The organism is Actinomycetota bacterium (assembly GCA_040754375.1).
GTDB lineage: Bacteria > Actinomycetota > Acidimicrobiia > Acidimicrobiales > AC-14 > JBFMCT01.
In genome coordinates, this window is record JBFMCT010000036.1 from 1 (window position 1) to 16,278 (window position 16,278).

A 16,278-nucleotide genomic window follows, 5' to 3' on the forward strand; every position below is an offset into this window, starting at 1 on the left:
GCCGCCCTCTGCGCCGAACTGAGCTCCACCGACACCGTCTATCCCGGCACCGACCTCGTCCTCCGCTACAGCGTCAAGGCGCCCTGAGCACCTCAGGGACTATGGCGCGTAGGTCAGGAGTCCTGGATTCCCGCGCAGGTTTCGCGTCTGCCGTCGTGCGCGGGCCGCTCCGGGCCCGCCCCCGGGCCCCGCCCCCGACGTGTCAGCCGGTTGGCAGTACCAGGCGGCGGACGGGGGGGAGGCCGCAAGCGGCCTCTTCCCACGCGGCCCCCGCGTCGGACGAGGCCCACAGCCGCCCGTCGGGGCCGGCGACCACGGCCTGGCCCGAGGGCGAGCCCACGAGCGAGCCGGTGTCGATGTTCTCGGTGAAGGCCGGCAAGCCGCTGGCACAGGGCTCGAAGGGCTCGTCCGCGGCGGCGCCCAGGGGCCGGCGGTAGACGGCCGCCCGGTCGGTGTAGGGGCCGGTCGAGGCCGACATGAGCAGCCAGTCGCCGGCCACGGCCACGGCCCGGGCATAGGTTCCGTGCAGGCCTCCGGTCGTGAACGTCCAGTTGGCCCCCCGGTCGCGGCTGGTGGCCAGGCCCAGGGCGGTGGCGGCCACCACGTGGTCGTCGTCCCCGGGCACGACCAGCACCTGGTGGACATCGGCGTCGATGTCGACGGTAGGCACCCAGCGCCCGTCGCCCTCCGACCTCAACACCCCGCCCACGTGCACGTTGACGTACACCGTGCCGTCGCCGGCCACCGCGATGGTGCGGGTGTCGGGCGGACCGCCCCACGGGGTGTACCACCGGGCCCGCCCGTCGGCCTCGTCGAAGCCGGGCTCGGGCCTGGCTTCCCCACCGGCGACCCGCAACAAGTGGGCGCCCTCGGTGCCCACCAACAGCTCCTCGCGCCCGCCGGCCGCGGCCAGGCAGGTGGCTGCCGGCCCGGTCAGCTCGGCCACCACCCGGCCGTCGCTGGCGAACACCGCCGGTCCGGCCAGCGCCCGCCACCCGCCGGGGACGGCCACCAGGTCGGCCACGTCCCGGCCCGCCAGGGCCGCCGCCCCTGGCTCGGCCCCACTGGCACCCGCGCCCACCGACCAGACGCCGTCGGCCGTGGCCGCCAGCACTCTCACGCAGTCTCCCAGATCAGGACCTCGGCTCCGTCGGCCCCGGCGACCAGCCCCAGCTCGCCCCCGGCGGCCGTCAGCCGCACGGCGTCGCCCGTCCCCAGCTCGCCCGCACCCTCCAGGGTGGCCCCGCCCAGGGCCACGAACAGGTGGACGTGGCGAGCGTCGGGCACGGCCACCCGCTCGCCCGCCCCGAGCCGGCCCGCCCACAGGACGGCGTCGCGCTGGCGGATGGCCACGGCCGCGTCGTGGCCCTGACCGGAGGCGACGGGCACGAGCCCGCCCCGTCCGAGCTCGGGCCCTATGTCCCGTTGCTGGTAGCCGGGGTCGACCCGCTCGGTATCGGGCAGCACCCACATCTGCACGAAGTGCACGTCCCGGTCGCCCCGGGGGTTCATCTCCGAGTGCCAGATCCCCGTGCCGGCGCTCATGCGCTGGGCCAGGCCCGGGTAGATCACGCCCTTGTGGCCGGTGGAGTCCTTGTGCTCCAGCTCGCCGTCGAGCACCCAGGTCACGATCTCCATGTCCTGGTGGGGGTGGGTCGTGAACCCCGTACCGGCCGAAACCACGTCGTCGTTGCTGACCAGCAGCAGGCCGTGATGGGTGTTGGCCGGGTCGTAGTGGCGGGAGAAGCTGAACGAGTGGTGCGAGTCGAGCCAGGAGAGCCGGGTGTGGAACCGCCCGGCGGCCGGGCGCACGTCGATCGAGGGGACGGCCATGGCGGGTACAACGCCGTTCGGCCCCCCGAACTTCCGCAGCCCGGCAGGGGCCCGGCGGGCCGGGTGGCTACCGTGCCGCTCCGTGAGCGACGCCACTGACGGTCCGGTGCCGGTCCCCGGGACGGGGCCGTCGGTCCTGGGCCGGCTCGCCCGGTGGGCGCTGCCCGGGGTCCGCCGGGTCGAGGCCCAGGTGGCGCCGTACGCCCGCCGGTGGGAGGAGTCCAACGCGGCCGCCCTGGCGCCCGGGGCCTCGGGCCCGCTGTGGGCCGTCCTGGGCGACTCGGCCGCCCAGGGGATCGGCGCACCGTCGTTCGACCGGGGCTACGTCGGCCAGCTTCGGGACGTGCTCGACCTGCGCCGCGGTGAGCGGGGACGGTGGCGGGTCGTCAACCTGTCGCGCTCGGGCGCCAGGACGGCCGACGTGCTGGCCGTACAGCTCCCCCGCCTGGCGGAGCTGCCCGCGCCCGACCTGGTCACGGTGGCCATCGGGGCCAACGACGTCTACCGGACGCCGGCCGCCCTGTTCCTCTCCAACCTGCGGGCCGTCATCGCCGCACTACCCGCGGGGGCGGTCATAGCCACCGTCCCCCAGGGCGTGCGCCCCCGCCGGGCGCAGCTGGCCAACGCCGTCATCCGCAGTGAGGCCCCGGCCGCCGGCCTGGTGGTGGCCGACGTCTGGGCCCGCACCGGTCCTCCGTGGCGGGGCAAGTTCGCACCCGACGCCTTCCACCCGGCCGAGCGTGGCTACGCCGACTGGACGGCCGCCTTCGCCGACGCCCTCGGCCTCTAGCGGTCGGGGGTAGGTTTCGGCCCAGTGGGGGATGTGGTCGTGATCGGGGGAGGGCTGGCCGGGCTGACGGCCGCCGTCGAGTTGCACGGGGCGGGGTGGACGGTCACGGTCATCGAGGCTCGCCCCTTCGTGGGGGGGCGGACGATGACCATGCGGCCCGACGACCTCGGGCCGGGCACGTGGTTCGACGTGGGGGCCACGTGGCACTGGGCCGACCAGCCATCGGTACGCCAACTGGCGGCCGAGCTGGGCCTCGAGGTCTTCCCCCAGTACCGCGACGGCCTGCTCGTCTACGAGGTCGGCGGCGGACCGGCCGAGGGGGCCGGGCCGCAGCGAGCACCGCTCCCGCCCCCGTCACCGGCCGAGCTGCGCTTCGTGGGTGGGGCCCAGGGCCTGTGCGAGCGGTTGGCGGCCCGGCTGCCCGGGGGAGCAGTCCGGCTCCAGACCAACGCCGTGTCCCTGGAGCAGGTCCCCACCGGGGTGACCGTCACGGTGGTCGACGAGGAGGGCCAGGCGTCGGACCTCTCGGCTTCGGCCGTGGTGGTCGCCCTGCCTCCCCGCCTGGCCCGCCAGGACCTGGCCTTCACCCCCGACCTACCCGAGGACCTCGACCGGGTCATGCAGCACACGCCCACGTGGATGGCCACCGCCCTCAAGTGCGTGGCCGTCTACGAGTCGGCGTTCTGGCGGGAGGCCGGGCTGGCGGGCGCGGCCATGAGCGAACCCGGCCCGCTGCGCGAGGTGCACGACGGTGGCACCCACGACGGCTCGGCGGCTGCCTTGTGGGGGTTCGTCTCGCCCCTGCACGAGTTCCGGGACCTGAGCTTCGACGACCGCACCGAGGTCGTGTTCGCCCACCTCGGCCGCCTGTTCGGGCCGCAGGCGGCCGACCCCCTGCGTTACTACGAACGGGACTGGTCGGGCGACCCCTACACCAACGACGAGACGTTCTGGGCACCCGACGGCCCCCTGCCTTACGGCCACCCGGCCTTCGGCCAGCCCCTGTGGGACGGGCGCCTGGTGTGGGCCGGGACCGAGACGGCCGGTGAGGGCGGCGGCCACATGGAAGGCGCCGTCAACTCCGGCCGCCGGGCCGCCCACCAGGTCATGACCGCCCGCTAGCGCCCCGCCGCCGCGCCGGCTACGCCGGTGCCGGGCCCTGCGGCCCTACGGGACGGGACATGGCCGTGCGGAGGGCGGCGAGCAGGGCGAAGGCCACGACCAGCCCGACCCGCCAGCCCCAGATGAGGCCGTCGCCGCCCACGGTGAACTCGTCCCAGGCCCGGACGGCGGCGATGCCGATGAGGACCATCCCGATCATGGCTGTCTCGACCACGATCTGGAACGAGCTCCATCGCCGCTCGAAGGCGAAGGCCAGGTAGGTGACGGCCGGGAAGGCGACGAAGGCGCTGAGCGACCGGCATGTCAGGGGGGTGAGCGTCCAGGGCGACCACCCGATGGCGGCCGTGGGCCGCACGAACATGACGGCGGCCACGACCAGTTGGAGCGCGCCCACCGTCCCCATCGTCGCCCGCACCCAGGTGGGTACGAGCCGGTCCCCGGGCGCAGGCAGGCCCGGGTCGGTGCGCCGGTTGCGGGCCCACAGCCACGGGATCAGCACCGGGGTGGAGAAGTAGAGCAGCGCCCACGCCCAGAACGAAACGTGGCCGTGGTTGAACCGGTCCCAGTGCATCACCGTGGCCACCCCCAGCAGGGTGGCGAACACCGTCACCCCCAGGAAACCGACGCCCACCCGGTGCCACTGGCGGACCGTGGCCGCCCGCACGAAGAAGTAGGCCCCGGAGAGGTAGCCGGCCCCCATGAGCATGGCCGACATCGTGGGGGTGATGGTCCACGACCACAGTTGGCGGGTGCGGGTCGGGAACAGGTAGAGGATCACGAAGGCGGCCGTCAAGACCGGCACGATGGCGGCCGAGACCGCCTTGGTCACCTTGAGCACGTGGTCGTCGCGGACGGTCGGCTGCCGGTCGTCGTTCATGGAGCCCCTCCTACAAGGCGGCGATGGGGTTGAGGGCCATGCGGGGCCCGAACCGGGGCGGTGCCGGTCCGCCGGCCATGATCAGGCGTACGACCCGGCCCCGGTGGCCCTGGTAGGGCTCCAGCAGTTCGAGCATGCGGGCATCGTCGGCCCGGGCCTCGCCGGCCAGGGCGAAGGCCACGTGGTCGGGCAGGTGGAAGTCGCCCACGCTCACGGCGTCGGCGTCGCCCAGGGCGACCATGGCGACCTCGGCGGCCGTCCACGGGCCTACGCCGGGGAGAGCCAGCAACCGCCGGTAGGCCTCGTCGCGGCCCAGCGAAGCGGCCTCGTCCAGGCGGCGGGCGTAGGTGGCCGCCAACCGGACCGTGTCGGCCCGCCGGCGTTCCACGCCGAGGCGGTGGAAGACCCACGACGGCGTACGGGCGACCGCCTCGGCCGCGGGCGGGACGAGCAGGCCGGCGCACGGCCCGGGAGCGGGCTCTCCCAGGCGCCGGACCAGGCCGTGGTAGGACCGGCGGGCCTCGTGGCCCGTCACTTTCTGCTCGATGACGGTGGGCACCAACGCCTCGAACACGGCCCCCGTCCGGCACAGGCGCAGGCCCGGCAGCCGGCGACGTAGTTCGGCCACGACACCGGTCCCCGGGTCGAAGCCGCGTTCGTCGTCCAACCCCCCGACCAGGGCCTCGAACCCGTCCAGCGCCCGCTCCGCCCCCGGTCCCCAGGCCTCCATGGCCAGCTCCCCACCCGATGCCGTCACCCGGGCCGTCGCCGGCCCGTCCGCTGTCCGGGTGGCTCGCCACACCTCGCCGGGCCCGATTCGCATGGTCGGGTCGCCCCGGCCCCGCCGGACGGCTCCCAGGGTCAGGCGCAGGTCCACGGGGCCGGCCAGGCGCAGCCTCCGCCGCCCGGCCGGTCGGGCACTCACGGGAACTGGAGGGCCTTGGTCTCGAGGTAACCCTCGAGACCCCACCGGCCCAGTTCACGCCCCCAGCCCGACTCCTTGTAACCGCCGAACGGCGCCCACGGGTTGAACCCGCCGCCGCCGCACACGTCGACCTGGCCCGTGCGCAGCCGGCGGGCCAAGCCCTCGGCCCGGGCCCGGTCACCCGAGAACACGGCGCCGTGCAGACCGAACGGCGAGGAGTTGGCGATGCGCACGGCGTCGCCGTCGCCGTCGTGGGCCATGACGGCCACCACGGGCCCGAAGATCTCCTCGGTGGCCACCGACATGTGCTCGGTGACGTCCGCGAAGATCGTCGGGCGCACGTAGTAGCCCCGCTCCAGCCCCGCGGGCGGTTCGGGCCCGCCGGCGACCAGCGTCGCCCCTTCGGCCACGCCCGCCTCGATGGCGGCCCGCACCCGGTCGCGGTGGGGACCGCTGGCCAGCGGGCCGACGTCGGTGGCCGGCGAGAACGGGTCGCCCACGACCAGTTGCTCGGCCACCTTGGCCGCCAGCCGGGCGGCCTCGTCGTGGCGCTCGCGGGGCACCACCAGGCGGGACCACGCCATGCACATCTGGCCCGAGTTGAGCATGGCCTGGAGGACGCTGGCCCGTACGGCCTCGTCGAGGTCGGCGTCGTCGAGGACGATCGAGGCCGACTTGCCTCCCAGCTCGAGGGTGAGCCGCTTGAAGGACGCCCCCGCCACCTGGGCCACCCGGCGGCCCACGGGGGTCGACCCCGTGAACGACACCTTGTCGACCCCGGGGTGGGCGACCAGGGCCTCCCCGGCCTCGGCCCCAGTGCCGGTCACCAGGTTGAACGTCCCGGGCGGGAACCCGGCGGCGTCGACCAACGCGGCCAGCAGGAACAGGCTGAGGGGGGCGACCTCGCTGGGCTTGAGCACCACCGGGCAGCCGGCCAGCAGAGCAGGGGCCACCTTGCTCACCGCTTGGAGCAGCGGGTAGTTCCACGGCGTCACGGCCGCCACCACGCCTACGGGCTCGTACACCACCTTGGCGTTGCCCACGGCCTCCTCGAAGGCGAACCTGGCCGCCAGGTCGACGTAGCTCTCGACTACCACCAGGGCCACTCCCGCCTGGGCGACCATGGCCTTGGCCGCGGGCATGCCCACCTCGCGGGCGATGAGCTCCCCGAAGTCGACCAGCCGGTCCGCCATGGCGGCGTGGAGGCGGCCCAGGGCGGCGGCCCGCTCGGCTACCGGGGTGGCGGCCCAGCCCTCGAAAGCGGCGGCCGCGGCGGCCACGGCCCGGTCGACGTCGGCCGCCCCGGCCGCGGGCACCGAGCCCAGGACCTCCCCCGTGGCCGCCTCGCTGACCTCGACGAGATCGGAGGTGGCCGGGTGCTCCCACTTCCCGCCGATGTAGAGCCGGTCGTGGTCGTGCACGCGCCCACAGTACGCCCGGGGGGGCCTCGTCATCGTGGCCTGCCCCGGTTCGCCCGGGTCGAATAGCCTGCCCGCGATGTCCCGGTCGGAGAACGGTCAGACCCGCCTGCCGCTGCTGCTCATGGGGGGCGGCGGCCTGTTCCTGCTGGCGGCCGTCCTCTACACGTTGTTCGCCGGTGGCTCCAGCTCGTCCGACGACGAGGCCGCCCTCGAGGCGCGCTGCCAGTTCCCGTCCTGCCGGGCCTCGGCCGACCCCCGCCTGGGCCGCGGGTACGAGGGCCAGTCGGTGGCCGTCAACCCCAACGACGGCAACCACATCGTCGTCACCGACGCCAACATGGCGGCCGGGCGCTGCACGTTCCACATGACCGTCGACCGGGGCAAGGAGTGGGTCGACGGCGTCTTCCAGGACCCGCCCGGCTACAACGGCTGCAAGATCAACGGCGCGGCCGGGGGCCACGTGCCCACCGGCCCGGGCGGGGTGGCCTTCGGCTCCTCGGGCACGATCTACGCCGTCTACGGGTCGGCCCACCCCGAGCAGGGCACGCGCGAGAGCGTCATCCTGGGCCGGTCCAACGACGGGGGCGAGACATACGTCACGTCGGTGGCCGTGCGGCCCGGAGGCGACGACGTCAGCTTCGCCCGGCCCCAGATGACGGTGGTGCAGGGCGACGCCGGGGCCGACCGGCTGCTGCTCACGTTCTGGCTGTGCAACCAGGGCGGCCGGTTCTGCCCGGGGGCCCTGTTCAGCCAGTCCGACGACGGGGGCAACACGTTCTCCGAGCCGGTGGCCGTCCACCCGCCGGCCCTCGGGGTACGCAGCCCCTCCGAGCCGGTGGTCCTGCCCGACGGGACCGTTCTGGTCAGCTTCATCGCCGACTACGAGGGCGGCGCGTCCGAGCTCCTGCTGGCCCGCTCGGCCGACGGCGGCGCGACGTTCACGTCGGCCATCATCGATACCCAGCCCCGCATAGGCGACCGCTACGACCCCGCCAAGCTGGCCTTCGACCCCCGGTCCGACGCTCTCTACGTCACCTACACCGACCAGCGCACCGGCCAGCAGCAGGTCGTGTTCCGCAAGTCGACCGACAAGGGCGTGACGTGGTCGGACCCCATAGGCATCGCTCCCGACCAGACGGCCCTGTCCACCGGGTCGTCTCGCACGCCGACCATCGGGGTGGCCCCCGACGGCCGCATCGACATCGTCTACTACCGGCGGCCGGCGGCCAACACCGACAACGTGTTCTGGGCCCACTCCGTCGACGGGGGAGTGACGTTCCGCAGCCGCCAGGTGAACGAGCAGCCCATCCGGCGGTTCGAGTTCAACCGGGCCATCGGCGACTGGTACGCCCCCGACGTCGCCTCCAGGGACGACGGCGCCTGGGTCGTCTGGAGCGACTCCCGCCTGGCCCCCGCCCAAGACGAGAACACCCAGGACGTCTTCCTGCGCCGCATGGTCCCCGTCACCGCCGACCTCCCGCCCTAACCCCAACGACCGCAAACCTGCGCGGGAAACGTGGGCGAAACGCCCACGATTCCCGCGCGGGTTTCGCGGGGTGGGCCCAACGACTGCAAACCTGCGCGGTTTTCGTGGGCGAAATGCCCACGATTCCCGCGCGGGTTTCGGGGGGTGGGTCAGTGTTGGTGGCGGGGGCAGGACCAGGTGGTGCGGCCGCCGACGGTCCGGCGGACGAGGGCGGTTCCGTCGCGGGGGCACAGACCCCCCAGACGGCGCTGGTCCATGAGGTCGCCGGTGTGGGACCCGCCCCGTTCGAGCAGGTCGGCCATCGTGGCCCGCAGGTGGCGGTGGAGGCGGCGGTGTTCGGCCGGTGACAGCGACCGGGCTGACCGGGCGGGGTCGAGCCCGGCTCGCCACAGGGCTTCGTCGGCCGCCAGGTTGCCCACGCCCGCGAGGCGGCGCTGGTCCATGAGACGGGCCTTGAGCGGGGCGTCGCTCTGCAGGGCACGGACCAGGGCGGACGGCGTGACCGTGAGGGCGTCGGGGCCCAGGCGGGACTCGACGGGCGACTCGACGGGCGACAGTTCGACCCCTCCCAGCCGGCGGGGGTCGCGCGAGCGCAGGTCGCCCCCGCCGGGGCGGGCGAAGCGCAGGGCGAACCGGTCCCACTTCTCCAGGTCCCGGTTGCTGGCGTACACGAGGTCGTCGACCGCCGCCTCGCCGTCGACCAGCAAGCGCCCGCTCATCCCGAACCGCAGGCCGAGCGTAGGCCCGTCGGTGTGGAGCAGCAGCACCTTGCCCACCCGGCGGGCGGCCGTGACGGTCCGCCCCGTCAGGGCGGCCGTCAAGGTGCCGGCTGTCAGGCCCTTCTTGAGGTACCAGGCGTCGGGCGCGACCACCTCGGCCACCCGGCGCCCCACCACCCGCTCCGCCAGGCGGCGGTAGGCCTCGACTTCCACCAGCTCCGGCAACCCTTGCTCCTCTTCCCCTCGTCTGACCGCCAAGGTGTACCAGCGGGACGACCGGTGAGGGCACACGGGCGGCGCCGCCCCGAGCCGGACGGCGCCGAAGCTGGCAGACTTCTGGCCCATGGGCCGCAAGGCCGTGAGGGCCGATGAGGGCACGAAGGCGCCACCTACGGTGCCCGGCTCGTTCCTGCTCGGTTCGACCAGAGCGCTCCAGCGCGACCAGCTGGGCACCTACGCCCGGGCCATGGCCGAACACGGCGAGATCGCCCGCTTCCGGGTGGGCCCGCCCCGGCTCGGGTTCAGCTTCGACGCCGTGTTCACCCCCGACACGGCCCACCAGGTGCTGGCCGCGGACGCCGGCAGCTACGTCAAAGACGCCCCGGTCATCGGAGAGTTCCGCCACTTCCTGGGCAACGGGCTGCTGGTCAGCGAGGGGGAGCGGTGGCGCCGGCACCGGCGGGTGGCTCAGCCCCTGTTCACCCGGCGGGCCGTCGAGGGCCACCTGCCCACGGTGGCCAAGGCGGCCGCCGACCTCGTGTCCTGGTGCGAGGACGACGCGGCTGCCGGCCGCCCGGTCGACGTGCACGAACTGTCGATGCGCTACGCCCTGCACGCCCTGGGCCGTACCGTCTTCGGGGACGACATCGTCGAGGCCGCACCCGTCCTGCGGGCCGCCCTCCCCCCGCTGGGCGAGCATCTCAAGCGCCGCTCGCTGGCCCCTTTCCGCAGCCCCCATTGGTGGCCCTCGCCGGCCAACCGCCGGGCCGAGCACGCTCGCAGGGTCGTGTGGGCGCTGGCCGACCGCCTCATCGCCGACCGCCGGGCGAGGGCCGAGCAGGGGGACCAGGGCCACGACCTGCTGAGCCGCCTCCTCGAAGCTCGTGACCCCGAGACGGGCGACGCCCTCGCCGACGACGACGTGCGCGACGAGGCCATCATCTTCCTCATCGCCGGCCACGAGACGACCGGCAGCGCCCTGGCGTTCACCCTCGACCTCCTGGGCCGCCACCCGGCCGCCCAGAACAGAGTGCGGGCCGAGGCCCGAGATGCCGATCTCGGACGGGGCCCATCCGCCCTCCCCTTTACGGCCCAGGTGGTCGACGAGGCCATGCGCCTCTACCCGCCGGCCCACACCGTCGTGCGCCGGGCCCGCGCCGAGACCGAGCTGGCCGGTTGCCCGGTCGACAACGGCCGGATCGTGGCCGTGAACATCTGGGGCATCCACCATCGTGAGGACCTGTGGGACCGGCCGTTCGAGTTCTCGCCCGAGCGCTTCGGGGCCAGCCGGACCGGGCCCGAGGCCACCCGCCGGTCGGCCCGCTACACCCACCTCCCCTTCGGGGGAGGGCCGCGTGCCTGCATCGGAGAGCACCTGGCTGTGGCCGAGCTGGTCGTCGCCACGGCCGCCCTGGTTCGCCGTTTCCGCCTCACGTCCCTGCTGGCCGAGACCCCGGTCGAGGTCGACCTCGCCCTGCGCCCCGGAGGTCCCCTGCCCTGCCGGCTCGAGCCGGTCCAGCCCTAAGAGGCTGGTGTCTTTCGTGATCGGCGCTTCGCGCCGACGGCCGACCTGCCCCTGACCAGCACCTTGCCATTCAGCCGAGCCGCAGACGGGGCGGTCGGCCGCCTGAGGAAGGTTTAGGCACCAGCCACCTAGTGAGCCCCGAGGGCGGCGGCCGCGGCCAGTAGTTGGTCGATCTCGGGACGGTCGTCGGGGCTCGACGGGCGCATGAGGACCTTCACCTCGCCGGCCACCACCAGGGCGTCCCCGCCGAGCTGGCGGACGTCCTCGACGGGGCGGGCCACATCCTCGCCGCGGGCGCGGGCCGCGTCGTAGATGGCCCGGGTACCAGGGGAGAACACCTGGCGGGCGCCGGCCGAGCCGAGGTCGAGGCGGTCGTAGACGAGGCGGTTCTCGTCCGAGCAGAAGGCGAAGGCCCAGCCGAGATGGCCGGCCAGGGCGGCCAGGGCGTCGGGCGGGCTGAAGCCCACGGCCACCGGCACGAAGCCGGCGGCCGCAAAGTCACCCGACCGCTCCTGCACCCGCACGAGGTGCTCCTGGCAGGGCAGTCAGTGACGGTGGCGGATGACGGTGAGGAGGGCCCGGGGCGGCTCCGAACCGAGGTCCAGGTCGCGGCCGCCGACCACGTCGGGCAGGACGATGCCGGCCAGGGTCACCATCGGGGTTTGGGGACGGCCACGGCGCGGACGGTAGCGTCCCCCGCCCATGGCCGAGCGCGCCCCCCTGCCCCCGCCGCCCTATCCCACGTTGCGCGCCCTTATCGAGGCCCGGGCCGCGGAGCTCGGCCCCCGGCCCTTCGCCACCCTGCCCGACGCCACCCTGACCTACGCCGAGATCGACGAACTGGCCAACCGGGTGGCGGCTGTCCTGCTGTCCATGGGCTACGGCGCGGGGGACGTCGTGATGGTCCGCTCGGGCAACGGCTGGGCGCCGGTGGCGGTGTGGTTCGCGTGCGCCAAGCTGGGGGCCGTCTACCTCCCCCTCAACGCACTTCTCACGGGGGAGCCCCTGCGCCAGGTGATGGCCGACAGCCGTGGCCGGGTGGTCGTCGTCGCCCACCAACTGGCCGACGACGTGGAGGCCGTGCGCGGTGGGCTGCCCGACCTGTGTGACGTCCTGGTCGTGGGCGGCCGCCGCGGCTGCGTACCGGGCCCGCCCCGGCTCGACGAGCTGGTCGAACGGGCGCCCTCGGGCCCGCCGCCCCCGCTGGCGGACTGCCCGGGGGCGCCAGCCAAGCTCATGTACACCTCGGGCACCACGGGGGTGCCCAAGGGCGTGCTGTGGAGCCGCCATTGCGAGGCCGTGTGGGCCTGGGCCTACGGCGAGGAGCTGCTGCCCATCGAGGCCGGCGAGGGCCTCTACTGCTGCCTGCCCCTGTTCCACGTCACCAGCCAGGCCACGGTGCTGGCCGCCCTTTCCCGCCGGGGCCGGGTCACCATCGACGCCGGGTTCGACGTCGTCAGGTTCTGGCGCCGGGTACGGGAAGCCGACGCCGCCATGTTCACCTTCGTGGGGACGGTCCTGTCGGCGCTGGCCCGTCGCCCGCCCTCGCCGGGCGACGCCGACAACCCGGTGCGCAGGGCCCTGGGCGCGGCCACCCCTGTGGACCGCTGGCGGGAGATCGAGGAGCGCTTCGACCTGCACGTGGCCGAGACCTGGGGCCAGACCGAGACGGCGTCGTGCTGGTCGTGGCCGGCCCGGGGCCTGCCCCAGAAGACCGGGACCGTCGGTGTCCCCAGTGACCGCTGGGACGCGTCCGTCCGGGGCCCCGGCGGCCAGGAGCTCGGGCCCGGGGAACCGGGCGAGCTGTGGGTGAGGCCCCGGGCCGCCCACGTCATGTTCGAGGGCTACCTGGGCCCGGACGGGCCCGGCCGACCGACACGCGAGTGCTTCGACGACGACGGTTGGTACCAGACGGGCGACGTGATGGCGTTCGACGGCGACGGCCAGCTGTGTTTCGCCGGGCGCTGGCGCGACGCCATCCGGCGGGCCGGGGAGATGATCGCGCCGTCCTTCATCGAGGAGGCCGCTCTGCGCCACCCAGCGGTGGTCGAGGCCGCGGCCGTGGGCGTGCCCGCCCTCGACGGGGTCGAAGAGGAGGTGTTGCTGTGCGTCGTGGCCGACCCTGGCGCCCCCGGCGGGGTCGACCTCGACGACCTGGCCGCCCACCTGGGCCGGCTGCTGCCCCGCCACCTGGTGCCCCGTTGGCTGCGGGCCCACGACGAGCTGCCCAAGACGCCCACGACCAGGGTCCGCAAGTTCGAGCTGCGCGCCCTGGGCACCGCCGGTGCCTGGGACGCCCGCCGCCGCCGCTGGGCCGGCGGGCCGGGACCATCCGGTCCGCAAGGGCCTCCGGTGGCCGGGGGCTAGCGTGCCCGCCCGTGGACGACCAGGTGTGGCAACGACTGGCGGCCGTGGCCGCCGAGGCTCTCGGCCTCGACCCGGCGGAGATCTCCCCTAGTTCGACGTGGGACGAACTGGGGGCCGACTCGCTCGAGCGGGTCGAGCTGTCGCTGATGATCGAGGACGCCTTCGACGTGCGTCTCCCAGAGGACGCCGAGCCCGAGGAGATGGCTACCCCCGGCCTGGTCGCGGGCCTCGTGGAGAAGGCACTGGCCGACCGCGACTGAACCACCCGCCGGGCTACGCTCATCAACCAATCTTGATGGGAGGTAGCCCTGAACCTGGACGACATCTCGCGCCGTCGCTTCTTCGGCCTCGCCGCCGGAGGCGCGGCTGCCCTGGCCCTGGCGGCCTGTGGCGACGACGGTGAGCAGGCGACCACCACTCCGACGACCGCCTCGGGCACGGGCGCGGGCACGGCGCTCCGTGACTTCGGCGGCCTGACGATCACCACCGCCGTCTACGCCCGCAACCATGCCTCCTCGCCCCTGTTCTGGGACCGGTTCGCCCCCCCGGGCCTGAGCGTGAGGCCGGTCATCTTCACCGGCGCAGGGGACATCAGCCGGGCGCTGGCCAACGGCGATCTCGACTTCGGGTTGATGGGTTACTACAACACGCTGATCGAGGCATCCACCACCGGCCTCCGGTCGCGCATCATCGGCATGTGCTCGCGCCAGGGGAACGGTCTCATCGCGCGGGCCGACCGCGGCATACGAACGGCGGCCGACCTGCGGGGCAAGAGGGTGGGTATTCCGTCCCCCGGGATCCAGACCCTGACCATCACCGCCGCCTTGGCCAAGGTCGGGCTCCAGCTCGATCGCGACGTCACGGCCGTGCCCCTCGGCTACGCCGAGCACCACGGCGCCCTCGAACGGGGCGACATCGACGCCTACGTGGGCACCGAGCCCCCGTGCACCCAGAGCGTGGTCGCCGGTTTCGGGGTGCGCATCGCCGACATCTACGACACCCCTGCGGGCGACTTCAACACCGCCATATGGGCCGCCCCCAAGCACCTGGGCGACGCCGACCTGCTCACGGCCGTGGCCCGGATGCAGCGTGACGCGGCCGAACTGCTCACTCCCGGGGGCGTCAACGACCGGGAGGAGTGGCGCAAGCTGCTCGTCGACCAGTTCGAGTACTCCGAGGCGATCTACACCGCGGCGCTCGACAACGTCGGGGCCGAATGGCGCTTCGACGACCGCCGCAGGGCCCAGTTCGAGGGGGCGGCCGAGCTCATGCTGGCCCAGGGCGCCATCACGTCCAAGCCCAGGATCGACGACCTCCTGCTGCTCGACTACCAGCCGGCGAGCTAAGCCGGTGGCGGTACGCGAGGCCCGGGCCGGAGGGGAGCTGGACCTCGCCGACGAACTGCTGCCCAGCCACGCCCCCGAGACCCGCAACCGCCTGAGCGGTTGGCGGCGGGCGGCCGCCGGTGCGGCTGTGCCCGCCGTGCTGGTGCTGGCGTGGTGGCTGGCGGCTGTCACCGGCCACCTCTCGCCCCGCCTGCTCCCACCGCCCGGAGAGGTGGTCAACAGTGCCCGCGAGTTCCTGTTCGGCCCTCGGCGGGCCACGATCCCGGGGGTGGTCCCGTTCCGGGGCGGGGCGTCCCTCCACCTGCCGGCCAGCCTCGGCCGGTGGGTGGTGGCCTACTCGCTGGCCATCGCGGTGGGGGTCCCCCTGGGCCTTTGCCTGGGCCTGTCGCGGTGGGTGGCGGCTGCCCTCGACCCCCTGTTCCAGGCCTTCCGCTCGGTGCCCATAACCGCCTGGCTGCCCATCTCGCTCGTCTGGTTCGGCCTGGGGGAAGGGGCGGCCCGCTACCTGGTCTTCGTGGGCGCGGTGTCGCCCATCGTCATCGCCACGGCCGACTCGGTGGCCCGCGTGCCCCGTTCCCTGGTCGACACGGCCCGCATGCTCGGCACCCCCCGGGTGGCCTTGGCCCGGCGGGTGTACATCCCCTCGGCCTTGCCGGGGATCATCACCGGCCTGCGCCTGGGGCTGACCCTGGGGTGGATGAGCGTGATCGTGGGCGAGCTCACGGGTACCAGCAGGGGCCTGGGCGCCATGATGTTCGCGGCCCGGGAGGTGGGCCGCCTCGACCAGATCCTGGTGGGCATGGCCGCCTTCGCCGTCATCGGCCTGGCCGGCGACCTGCTGCTGCGGACCGTCACCCGTCCCCTCGTGCGGTGGGCCGACGGTTGAACGACCCCTCCGCTCCGGCGCCCGCGCTGGCCGCCCGGGGACTGGTCAAGAGCTACGGCCGCCTCCCGGTCCTGTCGGGCATCGACTTGGAGGTGCGGGCCGGAGAGGTGGTGGCCGTGCTGGGGCCCAGCGGGTGCGGCAAGTCGACGTTGATGCGCCTGCTGGCCGGCCTCGAGCCACCCGACGCCGGCCACGTGGAGCAGGCGGGTCAAGCCGTGCGGGGCCCGTCGCCCCTGCGCCCCATGGTCGTGCAGGGGGCGACGCTGTTCCCCTGGCTCGACCTGCGGGCCAACCTGGAGTGGGGCCCGCGGGCGCTGCGGCAGCCCGGGCCCGCGGCCCTGGCGTCCTCCCTGCTGGCGGCCACCGGCCTGGAGGGTTCGGGCCACCTGTTGCCCCGCCAGCTCTCGGGGGGCATGCGCCAGCGGGCGGCCATCGCCCAGGTACTGGCCGCCGACCCGCCCGTGCTGCTGCTCGACGAACCGTTCGGGGCCCTCGACGCCCAGACCCGACTGCGCATGCAGGAGTGGCTCGTCGAGCTGCTGGCCCGGCGGGGGGCGGCCACCGTGCTGGTCACCCACGACGTGGAGGAGGCCCTCCTGCTGGGTCACCGCCTGGTGCGCCTGTCGCACCGCCCGGCCCGGGTGGTGGAGGAGACGGCCGTCGAACTGGCCTTCCCCCGGGGGCGCCAGACCCTGTCAGAGCCGGCGTTCGTGGCCCTCAAGGCCCAGGTGCTGTCCCAGGTACTCGAGGCTTAGCGCCCAG

General features: G+C 74.3%; 16 protein-coding genes. 9 read left to right on the forward strand and 7 right to left on the reverse strand.

Annotated elements, in window-relative coordinates:
* Nucleotides 1–202: 202 nt before the first annotated feature.
* Entirely contained in the window at nt 203–1,120 is a 918-nt protein-coding gene (locus AB1673_13590; GenBank protein MEW6154999.1) for a hypothetical protein, read from the reverse strand.
* The gene (locus AB1673_13595) at nt 1,117–1,833 is read right to left on the reverse strand and encodes a pirin family protein (GenBank protein ID MEW6155000.1); all 717 of its coding nucleotides are present in this window, start codon (nt 1,831–1,833) and stop codon (nt 1,117–1,119) included. The genes AB1673_13590 and AB1673_13595 overlap by 4 nt, the downstream gene beginning before the upstream one ends.
* 82 nt (nt 1,834–1,915) lie before the next feature.
* Here AB1673_13595 and AB1673_13600 point away from each other — a divergent pair, with 82 nt between their 5' ends.
* Nucleotides 1,916–2,623: a GDSL-type esterase/lipase family protein gene (locus tag AB1673_13600; GenBank protein ID MEW6155001.1), complete on the forward strand. Its 708-nt coding sequence runs from the start codon at nt 1,916–1,918 to the stop codon at nt 2,621–2,623.
* A 24-nt stretch (nt 2,624–2,647) separates the two neighbouring features.
* Nucleotides 2,648–3,745: an FAD-dependent oxidoreductase gene (locus AB1673_13605; GenBank protein ID MEW6155002.1), complete on the forward strand. Its 1,098-nt coding sequence runs from the start codon at nt 2,648–2,650 to the stop codon at nt 3,743–3,745.
* 19 nt (nt 3,746–3,764) lie between these two features.
* Here AB1673_13605 and AB1673_13610 read toward each other — a convergent pair whose 3' ends face one another.
* The 3 genes from AB1673_13610 to AB1673_13620 are packed head-to-tail and all read right to left on the reverse strand — an operon-like array spanning nt 3,765 to nt 6,968.
* Nucleotides 3,765–4,622: a hypothetical protein gene (locus AB1673_13610; GenBank protein ID MEW6155003.1), complete on the reverse strand. Its 858-nt coding sequence runs from the start codon at nt 4,620–4,622 to the stop codon at nt 3,765–3,767.
* Between the two features lie 10 nt (nt 4,623–4,632).
* Nucleotides 4,633–5,547 (reverse strand): DNA-3-methyladenine glycosylase 2 family protein, encoded by a 915-nt coding sequence (locus AB1673_13615; protein MEW6155004.1) that lies wholly within the window; start codon nt 5,545–5,547, stop codon nt 4,633–4,635.
* The gene (locus AB1673_13620) at nt 5,544–6,968 is read right to left on the reverse strand and encodes an aldehyde dehydrogenase family protein (protein ID MEW6155005.1); all 1,425 of its coding nucleotides are present in this window, start codon (nt 6,966–6,968) and stop codon (nt 5,544–5,546) included. Before AB1673_13620 ends, AB1673_13615 begins: the two co-directional genes overlap by 4 nt.
* Nucleotides 6,969–7,044: 76 nt before the next feature.
* On the opposite strand from AB1673_13620, the gene AB1673_13625 reads away from it, so the two are divergent.
* The gene (locus AB1673_13625; GenBank protein MEW6155006.1) at nt 7,045–8,454 is read left to right on the forward strand and encodes a sialidase family protein; all 1,410 of its coding nucleotides are present in this window, start codon (nt 7,045–7,047) and stop codon (nt 8,452–8,454) included.
* A gap of 149 nt (nt 8,455–8,603) precedes the next feature.
* Here AB1673_13625 and AB1673_13630 read toward each other — a convergent pair whose 3' ends face one another.
* On the reverse strand, nt 8,604–9,398 hold the full coding sequence (locus AB1673_13630) for a DNA-formamidopyrimidine glycosylase family protein (protein ID MEW6155007.1): 795 nt from the start codon (nt 9,396–9,398) through the stop codon (nt 8,604–8,606).
* Between the two features lie 118 nt (nt 9,399–9,516).
* Here AB1673_13630 and AB1673_13635 point away from each other — a divergent pair, with 118 nt between their 5' ends.
* Complete coding sequence (locus AB1673_13635) at nt 9,517–10,917, forward strand: cytochrome P450 (protein MEW6155008.1); 1,401 nt, start codon at nt 9,517–9,519, stop codon at nt 10,915–10,917.
* Between the two features lie 128 nt (nt 10,918–11,045).
* On the opposite strand, the gene AB1673_13640 is transcribed toward AB1673_13635, so the two are convergent.
* On the reverse strand, nt 11,046–11,441 hold the full coding sequence (locus tag AB1673_13640) for an AhpC/TSA family protein (protein ID MEW6155009.1): 396 nt from the start codon (nt 11,439–11,441) through the stop codon (nt 11,046–11,048).
* Nucleotides 11,442–11,619: 178 nt separating this feature from the next.
* Between AB1673_13640 and AB1673_13645 the strand changes: the two genes are divergently transcribed.
* The 5 genes from AB1673_13645 to AB1673_13665 all read left to right on the forward strand — a co-directional run bounded on the left by AB1673_13645 (nt 11,620) and on the right by AB1673_13665 (nt 16,271).
* Nucleotides 11,620–13,284, forward strand: a complete 1,665-nt coding sequence (locus AB1673_13645) for a class I adenylate-forming enzyme family protein (protein ID MEW6155010.1) — start codon at nt 11,620–11,622, stop codon at nt 13,282–13,284.
* A gap of 11 nt (nt 13,285–13,295) precedes the next feature.
* On the forward strand, nt 13,296–13,544 hold the full coding sequence (locus AB1673_13650) for a phosphopantetheine-binding protein (protein MEW6155011.1): 249 nt from the start codon (nt 13,296–13,298) through the stop codon (nt 13,542–13,544).
* 261 nt (nt 13,545–13,805) lie between these two features.
* A complete protein-coding gene (locus AB1673_13655) occupies nt 13,806–14,630 on the forward strand; it encodes an ABC transporter substrate-binding protein (GenBank protein MEW6155012.1) in 825 nt (274 codons plus the stop codon).
* Between the two features lie 4 nt (nt 14,631–14,634).
* The gene (locus AB1673_13660) at nt 14,635–15,516 is read left to right on the forward strand and encodes an ABC transporter permease (GenBank protein ID MEW6155013.1); all 882 of its coding nucleotides are present in this window, start codon (nt 14,635–14,637) and stop codon (nt 15,514–15,516) included.
* Entirely contained in the window at nt 15,513–16,271 is a 759-nt protein-coding gene (locus tag AB1673_13665; protein ID MEW6155014.1) for an ABC transporter ATP-binding protein, read from the forward strand. The genes AB1673_13660 and AB1673_13665 overlap by 4 nt, the downstream gene beginning before the upstream one ends.
* Nucleotides 16,272–16,278: the final 7 nt, after the last annotated feature.

What these genes read in the sequence shown, in the direction of transcription:
- AB1673_13595 (MEW6155000.1), bottom strand. Translation starts at nt 1,833, where the DNA reads ATGGCCGTCCCCTCGATCGACGTGCGCCCGGCCGCCGGGCGGTTCCAC.
- AB1673_13645 (MEW6155010.1), top strand. Translation starts at nt 11,620, where the DNA reads ATGGCCGAGCGCGCCCCCCTGCCCCCGCCGCCCTATCCCACGTTGCGC.
- AB1673_13610 (MEW6155003.1), bottom strand. Translation starts at nt 4,622, where the DNA reads ATGAACGACGACCGGCAGCCGACCGTCCGCGACGACCACGTGCTCAAG.
- AB1673_13625 (MEW6155006.1), top strand. Translation starts at nt 7,045, where the DNA reads ATGTCCCGGTCGGAGAACGGTCAGACCCGCCTGCCGCTGCTGCTCATG.
- AB1673_13635 (MEW6155008.1), top strand. Translation starts at nt 9,517, where the DNA reads ATGGGCCGCAAGGCCGTGAGGGCCGATGAGGGCACGAAGGCGCCACCT.